This window comes from Pedobacter nutrimenti (assembly GCF_032678445.1).
Taxonomy (GTDB): domain Bacteria; phylum Bacteroidota; class Bacteroidia; order Sphingobacteriales; family Sphingobacteriaceae; genus Pedobacter; species Pedobacter nutrimenti_A.
In genome coordinates, this window is sequence record NZ_JAVTSQ010000007.1 from 79,100 (window position 1) to 98,552 (window position 19,453).

Here is a 19,453-nt window from a genome sequence, read left to right on the forward strand (position 1 = left end):
GTAAATACTTACAACAGATACCCTTTTTTTTAACTACAAAATTCCATGGTTCCTACATCTGAACGGAGATTCATAAAGCTTAATTTTGCGACCATCATAGTAACCCTATTGGTGGTTTTGGCTGGCGGAATCGTGAGGAGTACCGGATCTGGAATGGGTTGCCCAGACTGGCCCAAATGCTTTGATCAATACATTCCTCCAACATCTGCAAAGCAATTACCTGCGGATTATAAAGAAAAATACGTTGCGCAGAGGGTTAAGAAAAATGAACGCTTTGCTAAAACACTTGACAAACTGGGAAAGAAGGAGTTGGCCGATGCCATCAGACACGATCAGTCTATACTACAGCCGGAGGATTTTAACGTAGCGAATACCTGGACGGAATATCTGAACCGTTTGACGGGTGCAGTTACAGGTTTCTTTCTGATTGGCGTTGCCATTTGTTCTTTTACTTATAAAAAAACAGCTAAGCGGCTCATCTGGTTAAGTATCCTGAATTTGTTTGTTGTGGTTTTTCAAGCATGGCTGGGTTCTATTGTTGTTTCTACGAATCTGCTTCAATGGGTGGTGACTGTTCACATGTTATTGGCTCTGGTCATCCTGGCGATTCTGGTATATACTTATAATTACGCGAAACAACTTCGTAAAGAAGAGGTGGTGATTATCTCAAAGGTGGTCTGGTTAAAACTGATCATTCTTGCGGCTATACTTGTGAGTGTTATACAAATTGTTTTGGGTACTGAAGTACGGGAAGCGGTAGATATGATTTCCAAAAATCTATTGAATAATGAACGTGGAAGCTGGGTGAGCAAAACGGGGTCAATATTTGTGTATCATAGAGACATGGCGATTCTGGTTGCTATTTTAAACGTGTTTATTTATAAGATTGTGATGGAGAAATTTGGAGGTAAAGCGACAGAACTCCAGGTTGGTAACTCAATTGTAATTGTTTTAATTATACAGGTGTTAAGTGGTATATTATTATCTAACTTTGCGCTGCCTCCGTATGCTCAGGCAATACATATTTTGTTTTCTACAGTCTTATTTACGTTGCAGTTTTATTTGTATTTGCTGGTATACCGGACAAGTACGTATAATCAATAAATTAAAATATATAATTTGAAACAGTTTTTATCAGATTTTTCAAAACTCATTAAATTCAGACTTACCTTTCTGGTGGTTTTTTCTGCGTCGATTACTTTTTTGATTGGATCAAAGATGCAGGTTCATCGGGGTGTAATACCTGGTATAGATTGGATGAATTGGTTGATCCTGATTGCAGGAGGTTTTTTTGTTACTGGTGCAGCCAATTGTTTTAATGAAATTATAGAAAAGGATCTGGACAAGTTAATGACCCGGACAAAAGACCGTCCAATGCCTGCCGGAAGGATGACGACCGGGCAGGGTTTAGTTTCGGGTCTAGTGATGGGCATGTTTGGTACATGGCTTTTGGGAAAATTAAATCTGGAAACGGGTATGCTTTCCGTCTTTTCAATTTTATTGTATGCTTTTGCTTATACCCCGTTAAAGCGTAAATCTCCAATCGCAGTTTTTGTTGGTGCAATTCCAGGTGCGTTGCCGCCATTGATCGGTTATCTCGCCGCACTAGGAAATACGACTACTTTTTATGCAGCAGATTATGAGATAGCAGTTATTCTGTTCCTGGTTCAGTTTGTTTGGCAGTTCCCTCATTTTTGGTCGATTGCCTGGGTTCTGGATGACGATTATAAGAAAGCTGGTTTCAGGCTGCTTCCAACAACAAAGAGAGATAAAGCCAGTGCGGGAATCACTTTTTTAAGTACTTTGATTTTAATACCTGTAAGTTTGCTTCCAACATTCTATGGATTTGGTGGTTACTATATAGCAGGAGTTTCTTTAATCGCGGGATTGGCTTTTGCCTGGCTTGCTTTAAAATTATTCCTGAACCTTGATCTTGCGAGCGCGCGTAAAGTGATGTTCTGCTCGTTTTTTTATCTGCCGGTTGTACAACTGGTCTTATTATTTGATTTTTTAACTAAATAATTTTTTAAATGGTTCATACATTGAAAGAAGAGGATGTAAAGCTGGACTCAAGGCCCAAAAAATTTATTGTTTGGTTATTTGTGGTTTCCTCAACAATTATGTTTGGAGGATGGACAAGCTATTACATAGTTTTTGCGGCCTCTAAAGGCAAAGGTCATGGACTTGTGCTGCCAGATGTTTTTATGTACAGTACAGGCGTACTGGTAGCGAGCAGCATTTGCTTGTTCCTGGCTTCAAGGGCGCTTAGAAATCAGGAACTGAGCAAACAGAAGGTATTTCTGTGGCTCACTATGCTGCTGGGGCTTACCTTTGGTTATTTACAGTTGGATGCTTGGTCCAGCTTATACCATAGCGGAGCCGTTTTGGTGAACAATAATGCGGCTATCTCTATTATTTACATTGTTTCGGGTTTTCACTTACTGCATATTTTTTGTGGCTTGTGTTTGATTGCTGCAACCTTGTTTGGGGCTTACCGGAATATTTCGCTTGGAAGATTGCAGTTCCGGATGGAGATCTCTTCAATATTTTGGCATTTTATAGATATATTATGGATATATCTGTATGTTTTTTTACTTTTGAACAGTTAGACTTTTTAACAAACTATTACAATTTTTAAAATGGATTCATTATCACAATTAGATCAGGTAAAAACTACTGCGTGGAGCGGCGGCCGTTCACCATGGTCCGTAGAGTATGGAAAAATAATGATGTGGTTTTTCTTGCTTTCTGATGCATTTACATTCTCTTCATTATTGGTGTACTATGGTGCGCAGCGTTTTACTAAATTCACCTGGCCTGATCCTGATTTGGTATTTCAATCGATACCTGGTATTAAGGACAGTGGTGCCCCGCTGGTATTCGTAGGTTTAATGACCTTTATTTTGATCATGAGCTCGGTTACTATGGTATTGGCTGTTGAAGCCGGTCACAGAAGGTCTAAAAAAGAAGTTGTTGGCTGGATGATCGCTACGATCATTGGTGGATTTATGTTCCTGGGCTGTCAGGCTTTGGAATGGACACACCTGCACCATGAAGGTTTCTGGTGGGGACACATTCCTGCAATTGAAGAACTAAAACATTTCTTTGATCCATCTGTAGCATCAGTTGCTGCAAATGAAGCAGCAATGAAAGTGTCCGGTCAGCAGTTTGCTAACTTGTTCTTTACCATTACCGGTTTCCACGGATTTCACGTATTCTCTGGTGTATTGATCAATTGTATCATTTTGGGTATGACCATTAACGGTACTTTTGAGAGACGCGGACATTACTTAATGATTGAGAAGGTTGGTTTATACTGGCACTTTGTAGATTTAGTTTGGGTATTCGTATTTACCTTCTTTTATTTAGTTTAATCTTTTTATACCATATTTTATGTCAGAACATAATATACATACAACAGAAGAGCATGGACATGAAGAGCATGCGGCTCTTGATAAGAAAAAAATATGGCAGGTATTTGGGATCCTGCTGGTCATTACGGTTATTGAATTTATCATTGCACTCGTAATTATCCCGGGCCACTATATGTCACAGCATGTAGGTAACTTTGTGTACATTGCTTTAACCTTATTAAAGGCATTTTATATTGTTGCTTATTTCATGCACCTGAAGTATGAAAAACTTGGATTGCAGCTGTCTTTAACAGTTACCTTTATATTTATCCTATACTTCATCACTTTAATGCTGATTGAAGGCGGTTATCTGCACTTGCATATGTCTGCTGCTGCTTAACATGAAGGGTACTTCCATAAAAAAAATATTAATCCTGGTCACCATTTTAGCGGTACCAGGATTTTTATATTATTTACTTACTGAAAAGGGTAAGAACCGGTATAAACCGCTCCCCATTTTTGGACCTAAAACCGTTGCATCTACTTTTCATTCTGTGAGAGGAAAGAAAATTCCAGACACGGTATATCATCAGGTAAGCGATTTCAAGTTAATTAATCAGGCAGGAGATACCCTGAGCTGGAAAAGCTATGAGAATAAGATCATCATTCTCAATTTGTTCTATTCATCAGATAATCCGGGTACAAAGCTGACGAATAAACTGATCAAAGATTTTGAAAAGACCTATGGTAAAAACACCGTACTCCGTTTCGTGAGTGTTAGTATAGATCCAAAGGGAGATACAAAACCTGTTTTGTCTAAATACGCTGAAGAAAATCATGCAAAGGCGGGAAAATGGGACTTGCTGAGCGGAGACAGCACCCAGGTTTATAACCTGATTAATAAACAATTGTTCATTGACGCTTTCCAAAAGAAAGAAAACGGGAAGAATATTTTTGTATATAATAACTTGTTTGTCCTTCTGGATCCTCAACATCGCATTCGCGGGTATTATGAGGCGACCAATCAGGAGGCACTGTCTAAACTGGACGATGAAATCAAGGTTCTTATTGTTGAGGAACTCAGGAACAATACAGACGGAAGATAATTAAGAAATACTATGTCAAGTAATAGCTCAATTGAAAAGAAATATAGCAGGTGGATTGTCCTCTTGTCTGTAATTATACCAGTCGCTGTGGCTGTTTTATTTTTTGTGAAAATTCCGAATGCAACGCCTCTTCCAGTTTTACCTCCAATTTATGCGACCATTAATGGTATTACTGCTGTTTTGTTGGTTGTAGCTGTTTGGGCTGTAAAGAATGGAAAAATTCAGCTTCATCAAAATCTGATGAAGACAGCAATTGGCTGCTCCTTATTATTTTTGGTCATGTATATTGCTTATCATATGACTACTCCATCCACTAAATTTGGCGGAGAGGGAAGTATCAAGTATGTGTATTATTTTATTTTGCTTACGCATATTTTGCTTTCTATTGCGATAATACCGTTGGTTTTGATCACTTATGTGAGAGCATTAGCAGAGCGCTTCGATAAACACAAGAAGATTGCGAAAATTACCTTTCCCCTTTGGTTATATGTAGCGGTGACAGGCGTTGTTGTTTATTTGATGATCTCTCCTTATTATAATTTTTAGTAAGGCGATCTTCATTTTTTTGCCCGGGAACAATAGAGAAATCTCCTCTATTGTAATATATTCCTATAATAATCTTCAAAATTGATTCTTAAATGCTATTTTAGGGCTTACAAGTACTTTCTTGTGCTTTGTGAATTTTAAGCGCTTAATCAATTTTAATGGAATTTTCTGAATCAATAGATCTTATCACAACAGGAAAGGATTTGCTGAATCTGATAGAGCAGGACGGCAAAGAAGCCTTTACTGCTTTCTATTCCAGTAATTTTCAGAAATTAATCATCATCTCAGACCGATATGTAAAGAATGTGCATGCTGCTGAAGAGATTGTTCAGGATATGTTTGTGAAGATATGGGAAGAAAAGGAACTTCTCCTGAATGTGAATGCTGTAAAGCCTTACTTGTACCGTAGTGTTGTTAATGCTTCTATCAATTTTGTAAACAGGCAAAAGAACATTGAGAAGCATCATTTAAAAATTGCGGAAAACTTAAGCACCGAAGATATTGATTTACTTGATGAACAGAATGAACTTCTTGTTTTGTTGTATAAGGAGATCGAATTACTACCCGTAAAATGTCAGGAAGTATTTAAATTGAGCCGCCTTGAAGGGTTAAAATATCGGGAGATCGCCGTTCAGTTAAATATTTCTGAAAGAACTGTCGAAAATCATATGGGACATGCGCTTCGCACATTACGTGCCCGGGTACTATTGAAAGCACAGCGAAAGGATGGCATTGCCAGGTTTAAATATTTTTCTCTTTTGATGCTGTTTCTGTACTGAATTCAATTGTTTTAAGAAAATTGAGATTTTTTTAAAAAAGAACTAGGGGTTTTTGAGGGGACTATTTGTCTTCCTTAAAAACACGAGAACTTGCAAGACAATTTGAACCATCAGAATATCATTCTGACCTATCTTAACGATCCGGAAAATGAAACGCTAATTCAACAGGTTAGTGAGTTCAGAGCGCAATCTGAAGATAACGAGCTTTATTTTAAGCAAATAGAAAAGATATGGAATGCATCTGCCAATTTAAAACCTCTTTATGAGCTTAATTCCTCCGCGTCTGTTCAGAAATTAAGTTCCCGTTTAATCCCCCATACTTTACCGAAGACTAAACACAATTATTTGTGGCTAAGAATTGCCGCTGCAATTGTACTGGTGTCGGCTTTGTCGGTTTGGATTTATTCTGAAAAATTTTCTGTGCAGGAATTGGTAAAAGAAACCACTAACCAGGTAGACTCTGTTGTATTAAGTGATGGATCAAAGATCATGCTGGCCAAAAACAGTGCAATAAAATTTCCAGACCGTTTCAAGGGGAAAACAAGAGAGATTTCTTTGCTGAGCGGTGAGGCTTTTTTTAAAGTACACAGAGATCCTAAACATCCATTTCAGGTAGCCATTGGCCATTCTAAAGTAAGTGTTTTGGGAACTTCCTTTAACATTCATTATTCTAAAACCAAGATTAATGTATCTGTTAAAACAGGAAAAGTAAGTTTTCTGCCCAACAGCGTAAGCCGCCCATCCATTCTGATTGCCGGACAGGCCATTTCTTATAACCTTAAGGAAAACACAGTAGAGAAATTGGACGGAGCCAATGCGAACGCATGGTTAACTAAGGAACTTCATTTTGTGGATATGCCGCTAAATAAAGTCTGTGAAGAATTGAGTTCTTATTACGGAGTGAAAATAGTATTGCAGGAAACCATCCGCACGGCAAAGAAATTCAATGCCAATTTTAAAGGCAGCAGCCTAGAAGAAGTATTAACTGTACTTAATGAAACCTATAAAATACAAATCAATAAGCGTGATAGCCTGATCACGATTAAAAGTAAATAATAAATCAACTAAACCAATTCAATTACCAATTATGGAGAAAAACTACAAAAGAACCATGCGAAGATTGAAATATGGCTTAACAGTAATGTTTTGCTGTGCAATCTTCTGTGTTTCGCTGGCCAGGGCAGAAAATATAAAGCGCGCTGGCTTTAAAACGGAAAGACTGGATAATTATTTAAAGAAGATAGAATTAGCCTACAAAGTGAGTTTTGTCTATGATGCCACACAGATCAACAAAGAAATGAGTATTGAGGCACCACAAAAACTGGTGTCTATCAATTCAGATCTCGAGCCGCTAAAAGCTAAAGGAATCAATTATAATATTGTAGGAAAACAGGTGATTTTGAAGAAAGCTCCTGTACCTGCACTGGCGATGCAGGATATCATAGTGAAGGGAATAGTCCGTTCAAAAAGTGCAGCCGGTAAAATTGACCTTCTGCCTGGAGCGAGTATCCGGGAAAAACATGTAGCCAATGGAACTTCGACCAACGGAGAGGGTGAATTTCAAATCAAAGTAAAAGATGGCGCTACGCTTGTCATCACGGCAATTGGCTACAAAACTGAAGAAATTGTTGTCGGAGGAAGAACCTTGATCAATGTAACTCTGGATGAAGATATTGGTCAGCTCAAAGAAGTAACGATCTCAACCGGTTATCAAAACCTGAACAAAAAGTTATTTACCGGTGCTGCAACACAGGTAAAAGCAATAGATGCGCAGCGGAGTGGTATTCCAGATGTTAGCCGTATGCTGGAAGGCCAGGTGGCTGGTGTCTCTGTACAAAATGTATCGGGTACATTCGGTGCGGCACCTAAACTGCGCATCAGAGGGGCAACCTCATTAAATGGAGATAATAAACCACTTTGGGTGGTAGACGGTATCGTCTTGGAAGATATTGTAAATGTTTCTAATGAACAGTTATCAACCGGGGATGCAAATACACTGATCGGATCTTCTGTCGCAGGATTGAATTCGGATGATATTGAAAGTTTTGAAATTCTGAGAGATGCTTCTGCCACAGCGATGTATGGAGCAAGAGCAATGAATGGGGTAGTTGTGGTAACGACAAAAAAAGGAAGGAATACCAGTGGTAAACCTACGGTGTCTTATACCGGCAATTTTACCACCTTTTTAAAGCCGAATTACAACCAGTTTGACATCATGAACTCAGGTGATCAGATGCAGGTCTACCTGGACATGCAGAACAAAGGATGGTTGAACCATCCGAAAGTTTCACAATTAGAGAATGGTGGAGTATATCGTAAGATGTACGACCTGATGTATGATTATGATCCGGTAACCGGACAGTTTGCCTTAAGAAATGATGCGCCTTCACGTCTTACATTTTTAAACCGCTATGCCAATGCGAATACGGATTGGTTTGATGTATTGTTCCGGAACTCCCTGATGCAGGATCATTCCTTAAGCATCGCATCGGGTACAGAGAAAGCCAAAATCTATGCTTCAACAAGTTTTCTGAATGACAGCGGCTGGACCGTAGGAGATGGCGTGAAACGTTTTACAGGGAATATCCGCGGTACTTTCGATCTTTCAGACAGATTGCAGGTGGAACTGATCACCACAGGATCTATCCGTGACCAGCGCAGCCCGGGTACAGTGAACAAAAACGACAACGTAGTGACCGGAAAGGTTCAACGGGATTTTGATATCAATCCCTTTAATTATGCTCTGAATACCAGTCGCACATTGACCCCTTATGATGCAAATGGCAACCGTGAATACTTTATCCAGAATTATACGCCCTTTAATATTTTACAGGAACTGGAAAACAACTACATAAAAACCACTGTAATTGATATGAAAGTGCAGGCCGGGTTGAATTATAAAATCCTGGATGGACTTAAATATTCATTTGACGGGGCTTACAGATATCTAAAATCGGACCGGGAACATTCTATCACCGAGTATTCCAATGCGGCCAATGCTTACCGCGCTTATGGCAGTGCAAATATTATTGAGAACAACAGGTTCTTATATAAAAACCCCTCCAAACCGGGATCTCTGCCTTCTATTGTTCTTCCAAATGGCGGATTTTATAACACGACCTACGATGGCTTGGTGAACTATTACATGAGGCACTCCCTGGAGTATAATAAAATTTTCAAACAGGATCATTACTTTAATGCCTTTGGTTCGGTAGAGCTAAGATCTATTGACAGACAAAACAGATTCAACAACGGTGTTGGTTATCAGTTTGACAGTGGAGGTATCCCTTTCATTGATCCGGATTATTATAAACAGGCCATAGAAGCGAATACTTATCCATACGGAATGACCTATAAGTATGAGCGTTATTTGTCTTATATGCTTCGCGCCGCTTATTCTTACAAAGGTAAATACAGCATTAACGCAACCGGACGCTATGACGGTTCAAACCTTTTGGGCCAGTCTTCTACGGCAAGATGGCTGCCAACCTGGAATATCTCTGGTGCATGGAATATGCATGAAGAGGATTTTTTCAAACAGCAGGATATTCTGAGCAGGACAACCATTAGGGCTACTTATGGTTTAACCGGAAGTACAGCCAATGCGACCAATTCTACCATGATCTTAAGGAACCAAACCACCAGAAGAGCAGATGCGGTAGATAAAGAATCAGCAATTTATATTGAAAGTCTGGAAAACAGTCAGTTAACCTGGGAGAAACAATATGAAACCAATTTGGGATTTGACCTTGGATTTCTTAAAGACAGGATTACTTTATCCGTTGATTTATACAAACGTAACGGTTATGATCTGATTGGTCTTTTCCCTACTTCAGGTATTGGCGGGCAGATTTTAAAGAACGCGAATTATGCCGATATGAAATCCAAAGGGATCGAGCTGACCTTAAATGCTAAGATCATTAATGGAGATCAATTTAAATGGAGTTCGAATCTGAATTTTGGGTATAACAAAAGTGAGATCACCAATCTGGAATATGATCCGATCATCTTTGATTTGGTTACCCCGAATGGAGGGCCAAGACTTGGTTATCCGCAAAGGGCATTGTTCTCCATCGTATTTGATGGCTTAGAGCACACTACAGGATTACCAACTTTTATCAATGAGAAGGGAGTAGGAAAGAGCCAGGGTATAGATTTTCAAAGTACCAATCTGGCACATTTAAAATATGAAGGCCAGGTAGATCCAAAGTTAACAGGTGGTTTTAACAACAGGTTCAACTACAAGGGCTTTACTTTATCTGCATTGGTAACCTTTAGTATGGGCAACAAAGTGCGTTTAAATCCTAATTTTAGCGATACTTATTCAGATCTTACTGCAACTTCAAATGATTTCCTGAGACGTTGGACGATGCCTGGGGATGAGCTTAAAACCAATATTCCTGCCATAGCAGATGCTTTAATTGCCAGTCAGCTGAGCTCATCAAATAATCCGTACAATGCTTATAACTATTCCACTGAGCGTATAGCTGACGGAGGCTTTGCACGTTTAAAACAGGTTATGCTGACGTATCAGTTGCCACTATCATGGGCAAAAAGGATTGGTGCAACCAATGCGTCTGTAGGTTTGGTTGGAAATAACGTTTGGCTGATCTATTCAGACAGTCGTTTGAACGGACAAGATCCTGAGTTCTTTGGTGCTGGTGGTGTAGCTATGCCAATCCCGCGTCAATATTCACTATCGTTAAAACTTGGATTCTAGAATACAACATCATGAAAAATAAGATATATATATACATCACTTTAACTGCTCTGGGGATCTCTGCATCAGGTTGCAAGAAATTTCTGGAACATACGCCTGATTTGCGTACGCAGCTGAACTCTACAGAAAAGGTGGCACAATTGCTCACCTCGGCCTATCCGAAAGGAACTTATTTAGATTTCACAGAACTTTCTTCAGACAATGTGGAGGATAAAGGCCCGCGTTCTGATTACCGAACCCTGAGTACAGCAATTTCCTGGGAGCGGAATTATTTCTGGCAGGACTTTATTTCCGGTTCTGAAGAAATTTCAGGAACGACAGATTTTTACTGGAGTTCTGCTTATCTGGCTATTGCTTCTGCCAATACGGCTCTGCAATACATAGAGAATAACCCTATTGATGCAAAACTAAGGGCTTATAAAGGTGAAGCTTTGGTGGCCCGGGCTTATGCACATTTTATGCTGGTGAATCTGTATGCGAAGACTTATGTGCCAAACGGAACAAACAATTCACCAGGTATCCCATTCCTTACTGCACCGGAGACTGTCGTTTCAGGTAAATATAGCAGGGAGACTGTCGCAGAGACCTATGCTAAGATTGAGAAGGATCTGACTGATGGAATGCCATTAATAGATAATTCGGTGTATAAATCTGCACCAAAGTATCATTTTACATTGAATGCAGTAAATGCTTTCGCTGCAAGGTTCTATTTGTTTAAAGGAGATTTTGCTAAATCCATTATGTATGCTGGCAAAGTTCTGACCAGTCCTGACCAGATCAAGCCGATGTTAAGACCCTGGAACACGACCTATCAAAATGCGGCTTTTGATGCATTTAACATCATGTTTACGCAATCCTCACAAAATTCAAATTTATTAATGGGAGAAGCCAATTCCGGATGGGCAAGAAGTCACTATATCAGATATGGTTTTGGAAGAGCAACTGCTGCCGCTACCGTAAGTGCAGCTAATGTAACCGGGGGGGAATTTGCTTATCGCGGAACAGGACCATTCATTGAGCCATTCTTTACGGCTTATAAATTTAAAGAGCTGTTTTTTGAAAGTAAAATCGGTTCAGGTTTTGGAGATCCCTATATCATGGTACCCCTGTTTACTGTTGATGAATTATTGATGAACAGGGCAGAAGCTTATACTTCCAGTAACCAGTTTGATCTAGCCCTGCAGGATATCAATACTTTCCTGAACACCAGGATAAAAAGCTATAATCCAGCAGCGCATACGGTCACTTTGGCTAGAATCGCTAGTTTTTACAACATCGCAGATCCAAAAGAAGGTTTGATTAAAACCATTCTTGAGCTGAAAAGAGCAGAGTTTATTTCTGAAGGGATCAGATGGTTTGATTTAAACAGACACGGTTTAACGATCAGACATTCTATGCTGGATGCAAATGGAAAAACAACTTTTATTGAACTTGGAAAAGACGATCCAAGGAGATTATTTCAATTGCCTGAAGCGGCAGTGAAAGCTGGTTTAACGCTTAATCCTAGATAAGAAAGAAGATGAAAAAGATATTTTTATATGCACTGATATTAAGCACTGGCCTGATGTCCTGCAAAAAAGAAAAGGCATTGGATGTAGATCTTAACAAATCTAATTTGGATAGTTATAAAGATAACGATACTGACAAATGGTTGAAAGCAAATTTCCTGGATGTGTATAACATGGAGGTGATGTACCGCTTTGACCGTTTTCAGATTGACCTTGATAAAGATGCAGTTCCAGTAATCGAAGCAAAGGTAAGACCCATGATGGAAGCATTCCGTTCGGTTTACATCACACCGTATCTGAATATTGCTGGAAAAAACTTCTTTATGCCAATTGTGCCTAAGGAAGTGGCTTTGTTTGGAAGTGCTCAGTATAGGACCGAAGACCATACCAGGTTATTGGGGACAGCTGACGCCGGAAGACAGATCAATCTATTTGAGGTAAACAAATTTGATCCGGATGATTTTGATGATTTCCTGGAAAAATTCCACACCATCCACCATGAGTTTACCCACATTCTAAACCAGAATATTCCTGTGCCTCCTGGTTATGAGGAAGTTTCGAATAATTATGTTGGTGCACAGTGGATACAGCGGACAGAAGAAGAAGCACAAAGTCTTGGTTTTATTACCCCTTATTCCAGGATGAATAAAAATGAAGACTTTGCTGAGATGACCTCTACCTTACTGGTTGAAGGACAGGATTATTTTGATGTATACACGAATTCTGCAAGTGCAGATGGAGCGGCGAAATTGAGAGCAAAAGAACGGATTATTGTGGATTACTTTAAAGCTAGTTTTGGCATGGACTTCCGGGCCCTGCAGGCAGAGGTAAAGAAGGCAATTGCTGGATTAACCACCGGATCGCTTTTGTCTGCTGCAGATCTTTTTGCCGGAGGAATATATAAGAGTGTAAGTATAAATCAGTCTGCGGCTAACCAATCAACTGCCTTTGTTACTGCTTTTAACACTGCAGTTACCGCCGCTTCTGCGCCACAATATGATTCTCCGCTTTTGCCACAGTTTGAGCTTGTTTTTGCTGATGCAACAAGAGTAAACAGAACGGATCTGATTCTTAAATTCACTGATGGGGCTTACGTTTATTGGTTTAACCTGAAAGCGACCTATTCAGGAAGTACGATTAAACTGGCCAGATCTGCTCCGGGTACGAGTGCTGCGTACGGAAATGGAACATTTATAGAAGTTCCAATTAAGCCATTACTCGATTATTTTACGACCAAGACATTTAAAATTGACTGGATTGAAAATATAATACCTGGCTCTAAAGATAAACAACTTGGTTTTATAGATACATCAAACAATAAACTTGGTTTTTATGGGGCAGTTAGCCGGTATTAAAAAATATAAATGATGAAAAAGATATTTGTAATCAGTCTTTTTGCAATACTGTTCATGCAGGCCTGTAAAAAGGATCAACAACTTGTTGATGGAAAAAAGCCCGAAGAAAATGTTTCTGAGGCACTTGAAAAATATAGGAATGAACTGATCAATACGCCAAACGGATGGATCGCTTATCTGTATACCAACGAAATAGGCGGTGGTTATAGTTTTTACCTGGATTTTAAGAAGGATAACGTTCTTAGTATGAAGGCGGATTATATCTCAGGGTCGAGCCAAAGTACCTATAGGGTAAAACAGGTGATGGCACCCTCTATTATTTTTGACACCTATAATTCTCTGCACTTATTAGCAGATCCGGACCCCTCTAAATTTGGAGGTGAAACGGGTGTAGGTTATGGATCTGATTTTGAATTTGAGATCAGATCGCAGGTAGGAGATACAATTAAGCTGGTCGGTAAGAAGCGTCAAACGGAATTTATCTTGGTGAAAGCTACCGCTGCAGATAAAGCCTTTTATACAGATGGGGATCTCGAAGAGTTACAAACTTATTTAAAAGCGAATCCAAACTTATACATTCTTGATGAAAAGGATAATACCAAAAAGATGCAGGTAACTGTAAATACAGATGTTTCCAGTAGGCAGGTTAGTTTAGCTGTTGAAAATAATGGCGCGATTAGCTCCGCGAATGCATCCTTCTCTTTTTCACCCTCGGGACTCTTAAACAAAACTTTAACTTTTGGAGGAAATGTATTTACCCATTTTACCTGGGATAAAGCAAACAAGAAGTTATTTTGGCTAACTTCTACCGGGAAAAAATTTGAAGTATTTGTATCCGATAAACCAATTATTCCGCTGCACTATTTGATGGGTACAGTCTCCTCATCGATTAGTATACCTGGAACAACGACCCTTCCGGGCTCCGGACAAACATTTGTTACAGCCTATAACCTGATGAGGTCTAGAATAACTGCCGGCTTTACTGTGCCGACAATAGGAAGAGACCTAAGTTTCTCTTTTAATGATGCGAACAAAACGTTTACGGTGTCATTAATTGTTGTGCAAAATGGAACAAATGCCTTTGCTGCAAATTATACGTATAGCTATACCAAATCTGCTTCCGGCGAGTATAAATTTACCGGACCTCCGATAGTAGGAGGTGGCGCAGGTGCGGCCATACAAAGTATCATGAATGCCTTTATTTTAACCCGTTTAACAGCGCAGACTTTCACATTGGAATATTATGTGGATGCTGCTAATAGTAGAACCTTGGGTAACATGATCAGTAAAGATCAACCGTCCTTTAATATGACCGGACTCATTCAGTAAAAAACAAAACCGCTCTCTCTTTAAGCCGGACGTTTTCGTCCGGCTTTTTTATTTAATGACCTGTTATCCACAATTATTCCTTCTTCATTAACGTTCTTTACTTATATTTGCCATTATGAAAAGGATCGCATTTGTCTTCGTTTTTATACTGCTATCCACTATTGCAGTGCAACATACAGCCAGCGCGCAATGTGCCATGTGTACCATCAGCGCAGAACAGGGCGTTAAAAATGGCAATACCCAAAGTAAGGGCCTGAACACAGGTGTACTTTATCTGATGGCTATTCCTTATTTGTTAATTGGTGGGTTAGGTGTGTTGTGGTACGTGAAATACCGTAAAAAAGCGATGACACTGAAACATGATTAAGCCTTCCACCTTCCAGTTTTTAAAAGACGTATCCCTGAACAACAACAGGGAGTGGTTTGCCGAACATAAAGCAGAATATGAGGAAGCCCGGGAAGATGTATTACAATTTGTACAACTGCTGATTCCTGAAATTGCTAAAGCAGATCCGCTTTTTTCTGCGGAGACAGACCCAAAAAAATGTGTGCTCCGGATTTATCGTGATGTCAGGTTCAGTAAAAATAAGGACCCTTACAAAACCAATTTCGGGATCTGGTTCTCTGCCCGCACCAAAGGAGGGAATGAACCCGGATATTATCTTCATCTGCAACCCGGAAACTGTTTCATCGCAGGAGGTTACTGGATGCCGGAAGCTCCGCACCTGAAGCTGATCCGCCAGGAAATAGATTATAATATTTCCGACTTTCTGGATATTATACAGGAAAAGAACTTTGCAAAAAACTTCAGATTCAGTATGGAAAATGCCCTGAAAAATGCACCAAAGGGATATGATCCGGCAGATCCTAATATCGCTTACCTGAAGTTAAAGAGTTTTGAAGTGATCAAAGAACTTAAAGAGGAGGAATTTTTTAAATCCAATATCGTTGATAAGTTGAAAAATTATTTCGAAACCATTTATCCATTAGTTGCATTTTTACGCAATGCACTGGAACAATAAAGACCAGTCTTTAAAACAATAACCTTTTAATTGATAAACCATTAATGAAACACACTTTCTTAGGCTTTGCCCTGATCCTGCTACTCTCTTCTGTGACCTCCTGTGTCGTTTTATCACCAAAAAAATATAAAGCCCTTCTGGCCAGGGCCGACTCTTTAGATAAAGGATGGCTGGAATCGCAGTACAACGGTCAGACACTGGAAGCAACACTGGCCAAGTTAAGAAAAGACACGGCATCACTCCATGGACAGATTGCTGATCTGCAGGGGAAATATGATGATGTAGACGGTAAATACGCGAAATTACGCAGCAACAGTACCAATGAGATCACGAAGCTTTCCGGAGATCTGAAAGCCCGGGAAAAACGCTTAAAAGAGGTGGAAGAGATTTTGCGTAAACGTGATGAAGCAACCAACCAGTTGAAAGAAAAGCTGCAGGGCGCCCTGCTTGGCTTTACAAAAAGTGGCTTAAGTGTAGACATCAAAAACGGTAAAGTGTATGTTTCTTTAACCGATAAGCTCCTGTTCCCTTCGGGCAGTATCATTATAGATGAGAAAGGTAAACAGGCACTGGCTCAATTGGCCGGAGTACTTAAACAACAACCGGAAATTAATATTGCGGTAGAAGGACATACCGATTCACAGAAAATTAATAACCTGGGGCAGATCAAAGACAACTGGGATTTAAGTGTACTGAGGTCAACTTCTGTGGTGCGCTTCCTGACGGAAGTAGAAAAAGTAGAGCCGGTAAGAATGACGGCTACAGGTAAAGGGGAATATCAGCCGCTGGCTCCAAATACTTCTGCAGAGAGCAGGAGCAAGAACAGAAGAATTGAAATCGTGCTTTCTCCTAAACTGGATGAATTGTATGATCTGATCAAACAATAGATACAAACAAAAAACCCGGATGCGATAACATCCGGGTTTTTTGTTTTGGCCTCAAATCAAAAAGGGCTCTTTAGGTCTTTAAAAGCAGAGAGCACTAAATCCTTATCAGATAATAAAAGCTCTGCTTCCGGTATTTCCCGGCTCCATTCAATATCCAGATCCGGATCATTCCAGATGACACCTATTTCCGATTCTTTGTCGTAATAATTGCTGACTTTATAAGTAAAGATCGTGTTGTCTTCCAGGGTCAGAAAACCATGTAAAAAGCCAGGCGGTACCCAGAGTTGTTTATGGTTATCGCCACTCAGTTCTATGCTGTAATGCTGACCGTAGGTAGGGGAGTTTTTGCGGATATCAACGGCTACATCCAGCACTTTTCCTTGCAGCACACGCACCAGCTTGCCCTGTGCAAAGGGTGCTTTCTGTGCATGAAGCCCTCTCAACGTTCCTTTTTGCGAGAAGGATTGGTTGTCCTGAACGAAACTGACATCAACGCCTGCTTCTGCTAAAATTCTGGCATTGTAACTCTCATAAAAGTAGCCGCGGTTGTCTTTCCATACTTTTGGTTCAATCACCAAAAGATCAGCAATAGGTGTCTGTAAAATATTCATAGTTATGCGATGTATTCCATTAAAGTACGGAAAGATACAAATCTATCTTTAAATCTGATGTTCAATTCTTCATCCAAAGCGGGCTCCTGAAGCTCTTTAAAGGTCAGATAATCGGCCATATGTTCGGCTGTATACTGACTGCAAAAAGTAATACCCTCATTTGGTGAATCCACTACGCGGAGTAGCTTATTGGAGATAAAAGCGCCTGTAGCCAGAGCTTTTGGAATGTGCACTTGCTGCATCCAGTCCAGCCATTCGGACGCAGATGCCTCTTCTACAATAAAAGTAACGTTGTATAATAACATATTGCAAAGATAAGACTATAAGGGCATATTGTCTCCTCTAAGTTTTCTGTAAAATTTCCTGGCCTCAATGGTATACATACTTCCCGGAAAATCAGAGATCAGTTTCTGATACAATTTCTTGGCCTCCTCAGGTTTTGCCAGCTGGTCCTGATACAGGCTCGCAAGGATAAAAATAGCATCATCAGCCCACAAGCTTTCGGGATGTTGGGAGATCAGGTTTTGCAGAACAGGCGCAGCCAGGGCGTAATTGTGTTTTTTAATATAAATATTGGCTTTGGACATCTGCACGTCATCCGAAAGGCTGTTTCCAGGGAATGCAATATTAATGCTGTCCAGCTTAGCGAGGGCCTTTTCTGGTAAATTTCTGAACTGAAGCATTTCTGCATCTGCATACATCTTCAGTGCGCTGCTGTCGGCTGGAGATTGCAGGTTATCGGAGAGGAGTAAACTTAAGTTTAGGGCATCATTGGCAATCAGCTGTGAAGTAGAGGCTTTAAGCACATCAGCCTGAGCTTTTGCATAGGCAAAATTACCCTGATAAAAGGAGAGTTTTGCAGAACGGAACCGGGCTTCATTTCCGATGTCCTGGTTCTCGAATTTCTTAGCCACTTGTTCATAGATCAGAAAAGCCTCCCAGGGTTCGTTGTTCAGGATATAAATATCACCCAGGCTCAGCTTGATCCGTCCGGCCTCCATTGCATTTAAATTCGGAACTTTTAGGGCATTCTCTAGGGCTTCCTCCGCTTTTGATGGTGCATTTAAATAATAGGCCTGCAAATTGGCCCATCTTGTCATGGCAAAAAGTGTTTGTGTAGAAGAACCAAATTCTTTGATCAGTGCCTGATACTGATCTGCAAGTTCTGCAATCGCTGCTTTTTCGTAAGCTCCCTGAAGCAGCAACTGGTATTTTGTGTCTATCAGCTGGATCCTTGACGGGAGATAATATTCATTCTGCGGCCCCTTGGCCAAAAGATATTCATAGGCCTTTATTGCTGAGGGGTAGGCATCGTTAGGAAGAAAAGTATTGGCCAGATTAAAAATAGCCGCATCATTTTGTTTTAAACGCTTATTTTGGGCAACTAATTGCCTCAAAGCCATGTCAAATTCCCTCCGCTGGATGTATTGCCAGGTGAGCAATTGGGTAAAAGTATCGTTGTCCGGTTCTTTCTGAAGCTTTTTGAGCAGGATGGTCTGAAGGATCAGATAATCGCCGTTGCCGTCAAATACACCGGCCAGGTCCGCTTCGGCCTGCGGTAACATGGCCGGAGAAACAGACAGCGCATTAATATATTCATTAACCAGACCATCTTTGTCTTTTTTGAAACGGTATAGGTTCAATAGTTCGGGAGCAAATAATTGTTCGTTACCAAGAATCTTCCTGCCCTGCAAGAAGGCAGAAATTGCGAGGTCGTAAGCTTGAAAGCGATAAAAATAACTGACATAGAAGCGGATCTTGTTTTCTTCTTTGGGAAGGAGGGAAATCACTTCAGCAAATGTTTTTAATGCTTTGTCCTGTTGTCCGCTTTCCTGGTAAACTTTGCCCAGTGAAATCTGGTATCCTAAATGGTCCGGCTGCTGTTTGATCATTCTTCTGACCAGCTTTTCTGCTTCCGGATACTTTCTGGTTTTTAGTAAAGTATTGAGGTAAAGATCAAAATAATTATCTGAGGAATTCTTTTCAAATAATTTTCCCAGCAATAGAGCCGCCTTTTCATATTCCCCCTGTTCATAAGCCTGATAAGCTGCAGCATCGTCGTTAATGACTTGTGCAAAAAGGCAATTGTACGACACACATAAGAAGATCAGGAGGCCAATACGTTTCATCTGGATGTTCTGTTTTCTGGGCTGGAATTAAACAATCAGGCTAATATACTTTAAATGTTACTTTGAATATAATTTGATGTGTTTCAAAAATGATTAATTTGACATACA

General features: G+C 40.0%; 19 protein-coding genes. 16 read left to right on the forward strand and 3 right to left on the reverse strand.

Translation table 11 applies throughout. From position 1 onward, the window contains the following. The first annotated feature begins 45 nt into the window (after positions 1-45). The 16 genes from R2S08_RS13710 (at position 46) to R2S08_RS13785 (ending at position 16,605) form a co-directional block, all read left to right on the forward strand. The gene (locus R2S08_RS13710; RefSeq protein ID WP_316835721.1) at positions 46-1,104 is read left to right on the forward strand and encodes a COX15/CtaA family protein; all 1,059 of its coding nucleotides are present in this window, start codon (positions 46-48) and stop codon (positions 1,102-1,104) included. Between the two features lie 15 nt (positions 1,105-1,119). Next, complete coding sequence (cyoE, locus tag R2S08_RS13715; RefSeq protein ID WP_316835722.1) at positions 1,120-2,022, forward strand: heme o synthase; 903 nt, start codon at positions 1,120-1,122, stop codon at positions 2,020-2,022. An 8-nt stretch (positions 2,023-2,030) separates the two neighbouring features. Next, entirely contained in the window at positions 2,031-2,609 is a 579-nt protein-coding gene (locus R2S08_RS13720; protein WP_108553255.1) for a heme-copper oxidase subunit III, read from the forward strand. A gap of 30 nt (positions 2,610-2,639) precedes the next feature. Further along, a complete protein-coding gene (locus tag R2S08_RS13725; protein WP_108553254.1) occupies positions 2,640-3,374 on the forward strand; it encodes a cytochrome c oxidase subunit 3 in 735 nt (244 codons plus the stop codon). A 19-nt stretch (positions 3,375-3,393) separates the two neighbouring features. Further along, positions 3,394-3,753: a cytochrome C oxidase subunit IV family protein gene (locus tag R2S08_RS13730; RefSeq protein ID WP_316835723.1), complete on the forward strand. Its 360-nt coding sequence runs from the start codon at positions 3,394-3,396 to the stop codon at positions 3,751-3,753. Between the two features lies 1 nt (position 3,754). Then, the gene (locus R2S08_RS13735; protein WP_316835724.1) at positions 3,755-4,459 is read left to right on the forward strand and encodes an SCO family protein; all 705 of its coding nucleotides are present in this window, start codon (positions 3,755-3,757) and stop codon (positions 4,457-4,459) included. Between the two features lie 12 nt (positions 4,460-4,471). After that, positions 4,472-5,005, forward strand: a complete 534-nt coding sequence (locus R2S08_RS13740) for a DUF420 domain-containing protein (RefSeq protein ID WP_316835725.1) — start codon at positions 4,472-4,474, stop codon at positions 5,003-5,005. A gap of 158 nt (positions 5,006-5,163) precedes the next feature. Then, positions 5,164-5,784: an RNA polymerase sigma-70 factor gene (locus R2S08_RS13745; protein WP_316835726.1), complete on the forward strand. Its 621-nt coding sequence runs from the start codon at positions 5,164-5,166 to the stop codon at positions 5,782-5,784. Between the two features lie 90 nt (positions 5,785-5,874). Further along, a complete protein-coding gene (locus tag R2S08_RS13750) occupies positions 5,875-6,840 on the forward strand; it encodes a FecR family protein (protein ID WP_316835727.1) in 966 nt (321 codons plus the stop codon). 31 nt (positions 6,841-6,871) lie between these two features. Continuing rightward, entirely contained in the window at positions 6,872-10,504 is a 3,633-nt protein-coding gene (locus tag R2S08_RS13755; RefSeq protein WP_316835728.1) for a SusC/RagA family TonB-linked outer membrane protein, read from the forward strand. An 11-nt stretch (positions 10,505-10,515) separates the two neighbouring features. Next, positions 10,516-12,015 (forward strand): RagB/SusD family nutrient uptake outer membrane protein, encoded by a 1,500-nt coding sequence (locus R2S08_RS13760; protein WP_316835729.1) that lies wholly within the window; start codon positions 10,516-10,518, stop codon positions 12,013-12,015. Positions 12,016-12,023: 8 nt separating this feature from the next. Next, a complete protein-coding gene (locus R2S08_RS13765; protein ID WP_316835730.1) occupies positions 12,024-13,367 on the forward strand; it encodes a substrate import-associated zinc metallohydrolase lipoprotein in 1,344 nt (447 codons plus the stop codon). 9 nt (positions 13,368-13,376) lie between these two features. Next, complete coding sequence (locus tag R2S08_RS13770; protein WP_316835731.1) at positions 13,377-14,696, forward strand: DUF4302 domain-containing protein; 1,320 nt, start codon at positions 13,377-13,379, stop codon at positions 14,694-14,696. Between the two features lie 115 nt (positions 14,697-14,811). Next, positions 14,812-15,063 (forward strand): hypothetical protein, encoded by a 252-nt coding sequence (locus tag R2S08_RS13775; RefSeq protein WP_316835732.1) that lies wholly within the window; start codon positions 14,812-14,814, stop codon positions 15,061-15,063. After that, positions 15,056-15,718, forward strand: a complete 663-nt coding sequence (locus R2S08_RS13780; RefSeq protein WP_316835733.1) for a DUF2461 domain-containing protein — start codon at positions 15,056-15,058, stop codon at positions 15,716-15,718. The genes R2S08_RS13775 and R2S08_RS13780 overlap by 8 nt, the downstream gene beginning before the upstream one ends. Before the next feature lie 44 nt (positions 15,719-15,762). Beyond that, on the forward strand, positions 15,763-16,605 hold the full coding sequence (locus R2S08_RS13785; RefSeq protein WP_316835734.1) for a flagellar motor protein MotB: 843 nt from the start codon (positions 15,763-15,765) through the stop codon (positions 16,603-16,605). 56 nt (positions 16,606-16,661) lie between these two features. Here the strand turns inward: R2S08_RS13785 and rfbC are convergent, their stop codons facing one another. Genes rfbC through R2S08_RS13800 form a run of 3 tightly spaced genes read right to left on the reverse strand, consistent with a single transcriptional unit; the run spans position 16,662 to position 19,345 of the window. Next, on the reverse strand, positions 16,662-17,216 hold the full coding sequence (gene rfbC, locus R2S08_RS13790; RefSeq protein WP_316835735.1) for a dTDP-4-dehydrorhamnose 3,5-epimerase: 555 nt from the start codon (positions 17,214-17,216) through the stop codon (positions 16,662-16,664). A gap of 2 nt (positions 17,217-17,218) precedes the next feature. Then, positions 17,219-17,521 (reverse strand): DUF4286 family protein, encoded by a 303-nt coding sequence (locus R2S08_RS13795; protein WP_316835736.1) that lies wholly within the window; start codon positions 17,519-17,521, stop codon positions 17,219-17,221. A 15-nt stretch (positions 17,522-17,536) separates the two neighbouring features. Then, positions 17,537-19,345: a tetratricopeptide repeat protein gene (locus R2S08_RS13800; RefSeq protein WP_316835737.1), complete on the reverse strand. Its 1,809-nt coding sequence runs from the start codon at positions 19,343-19,345 to the stop codon at positions 17,537-17,539. Positions 19,346-19,453: the final 108 nt, after the last annotated feature.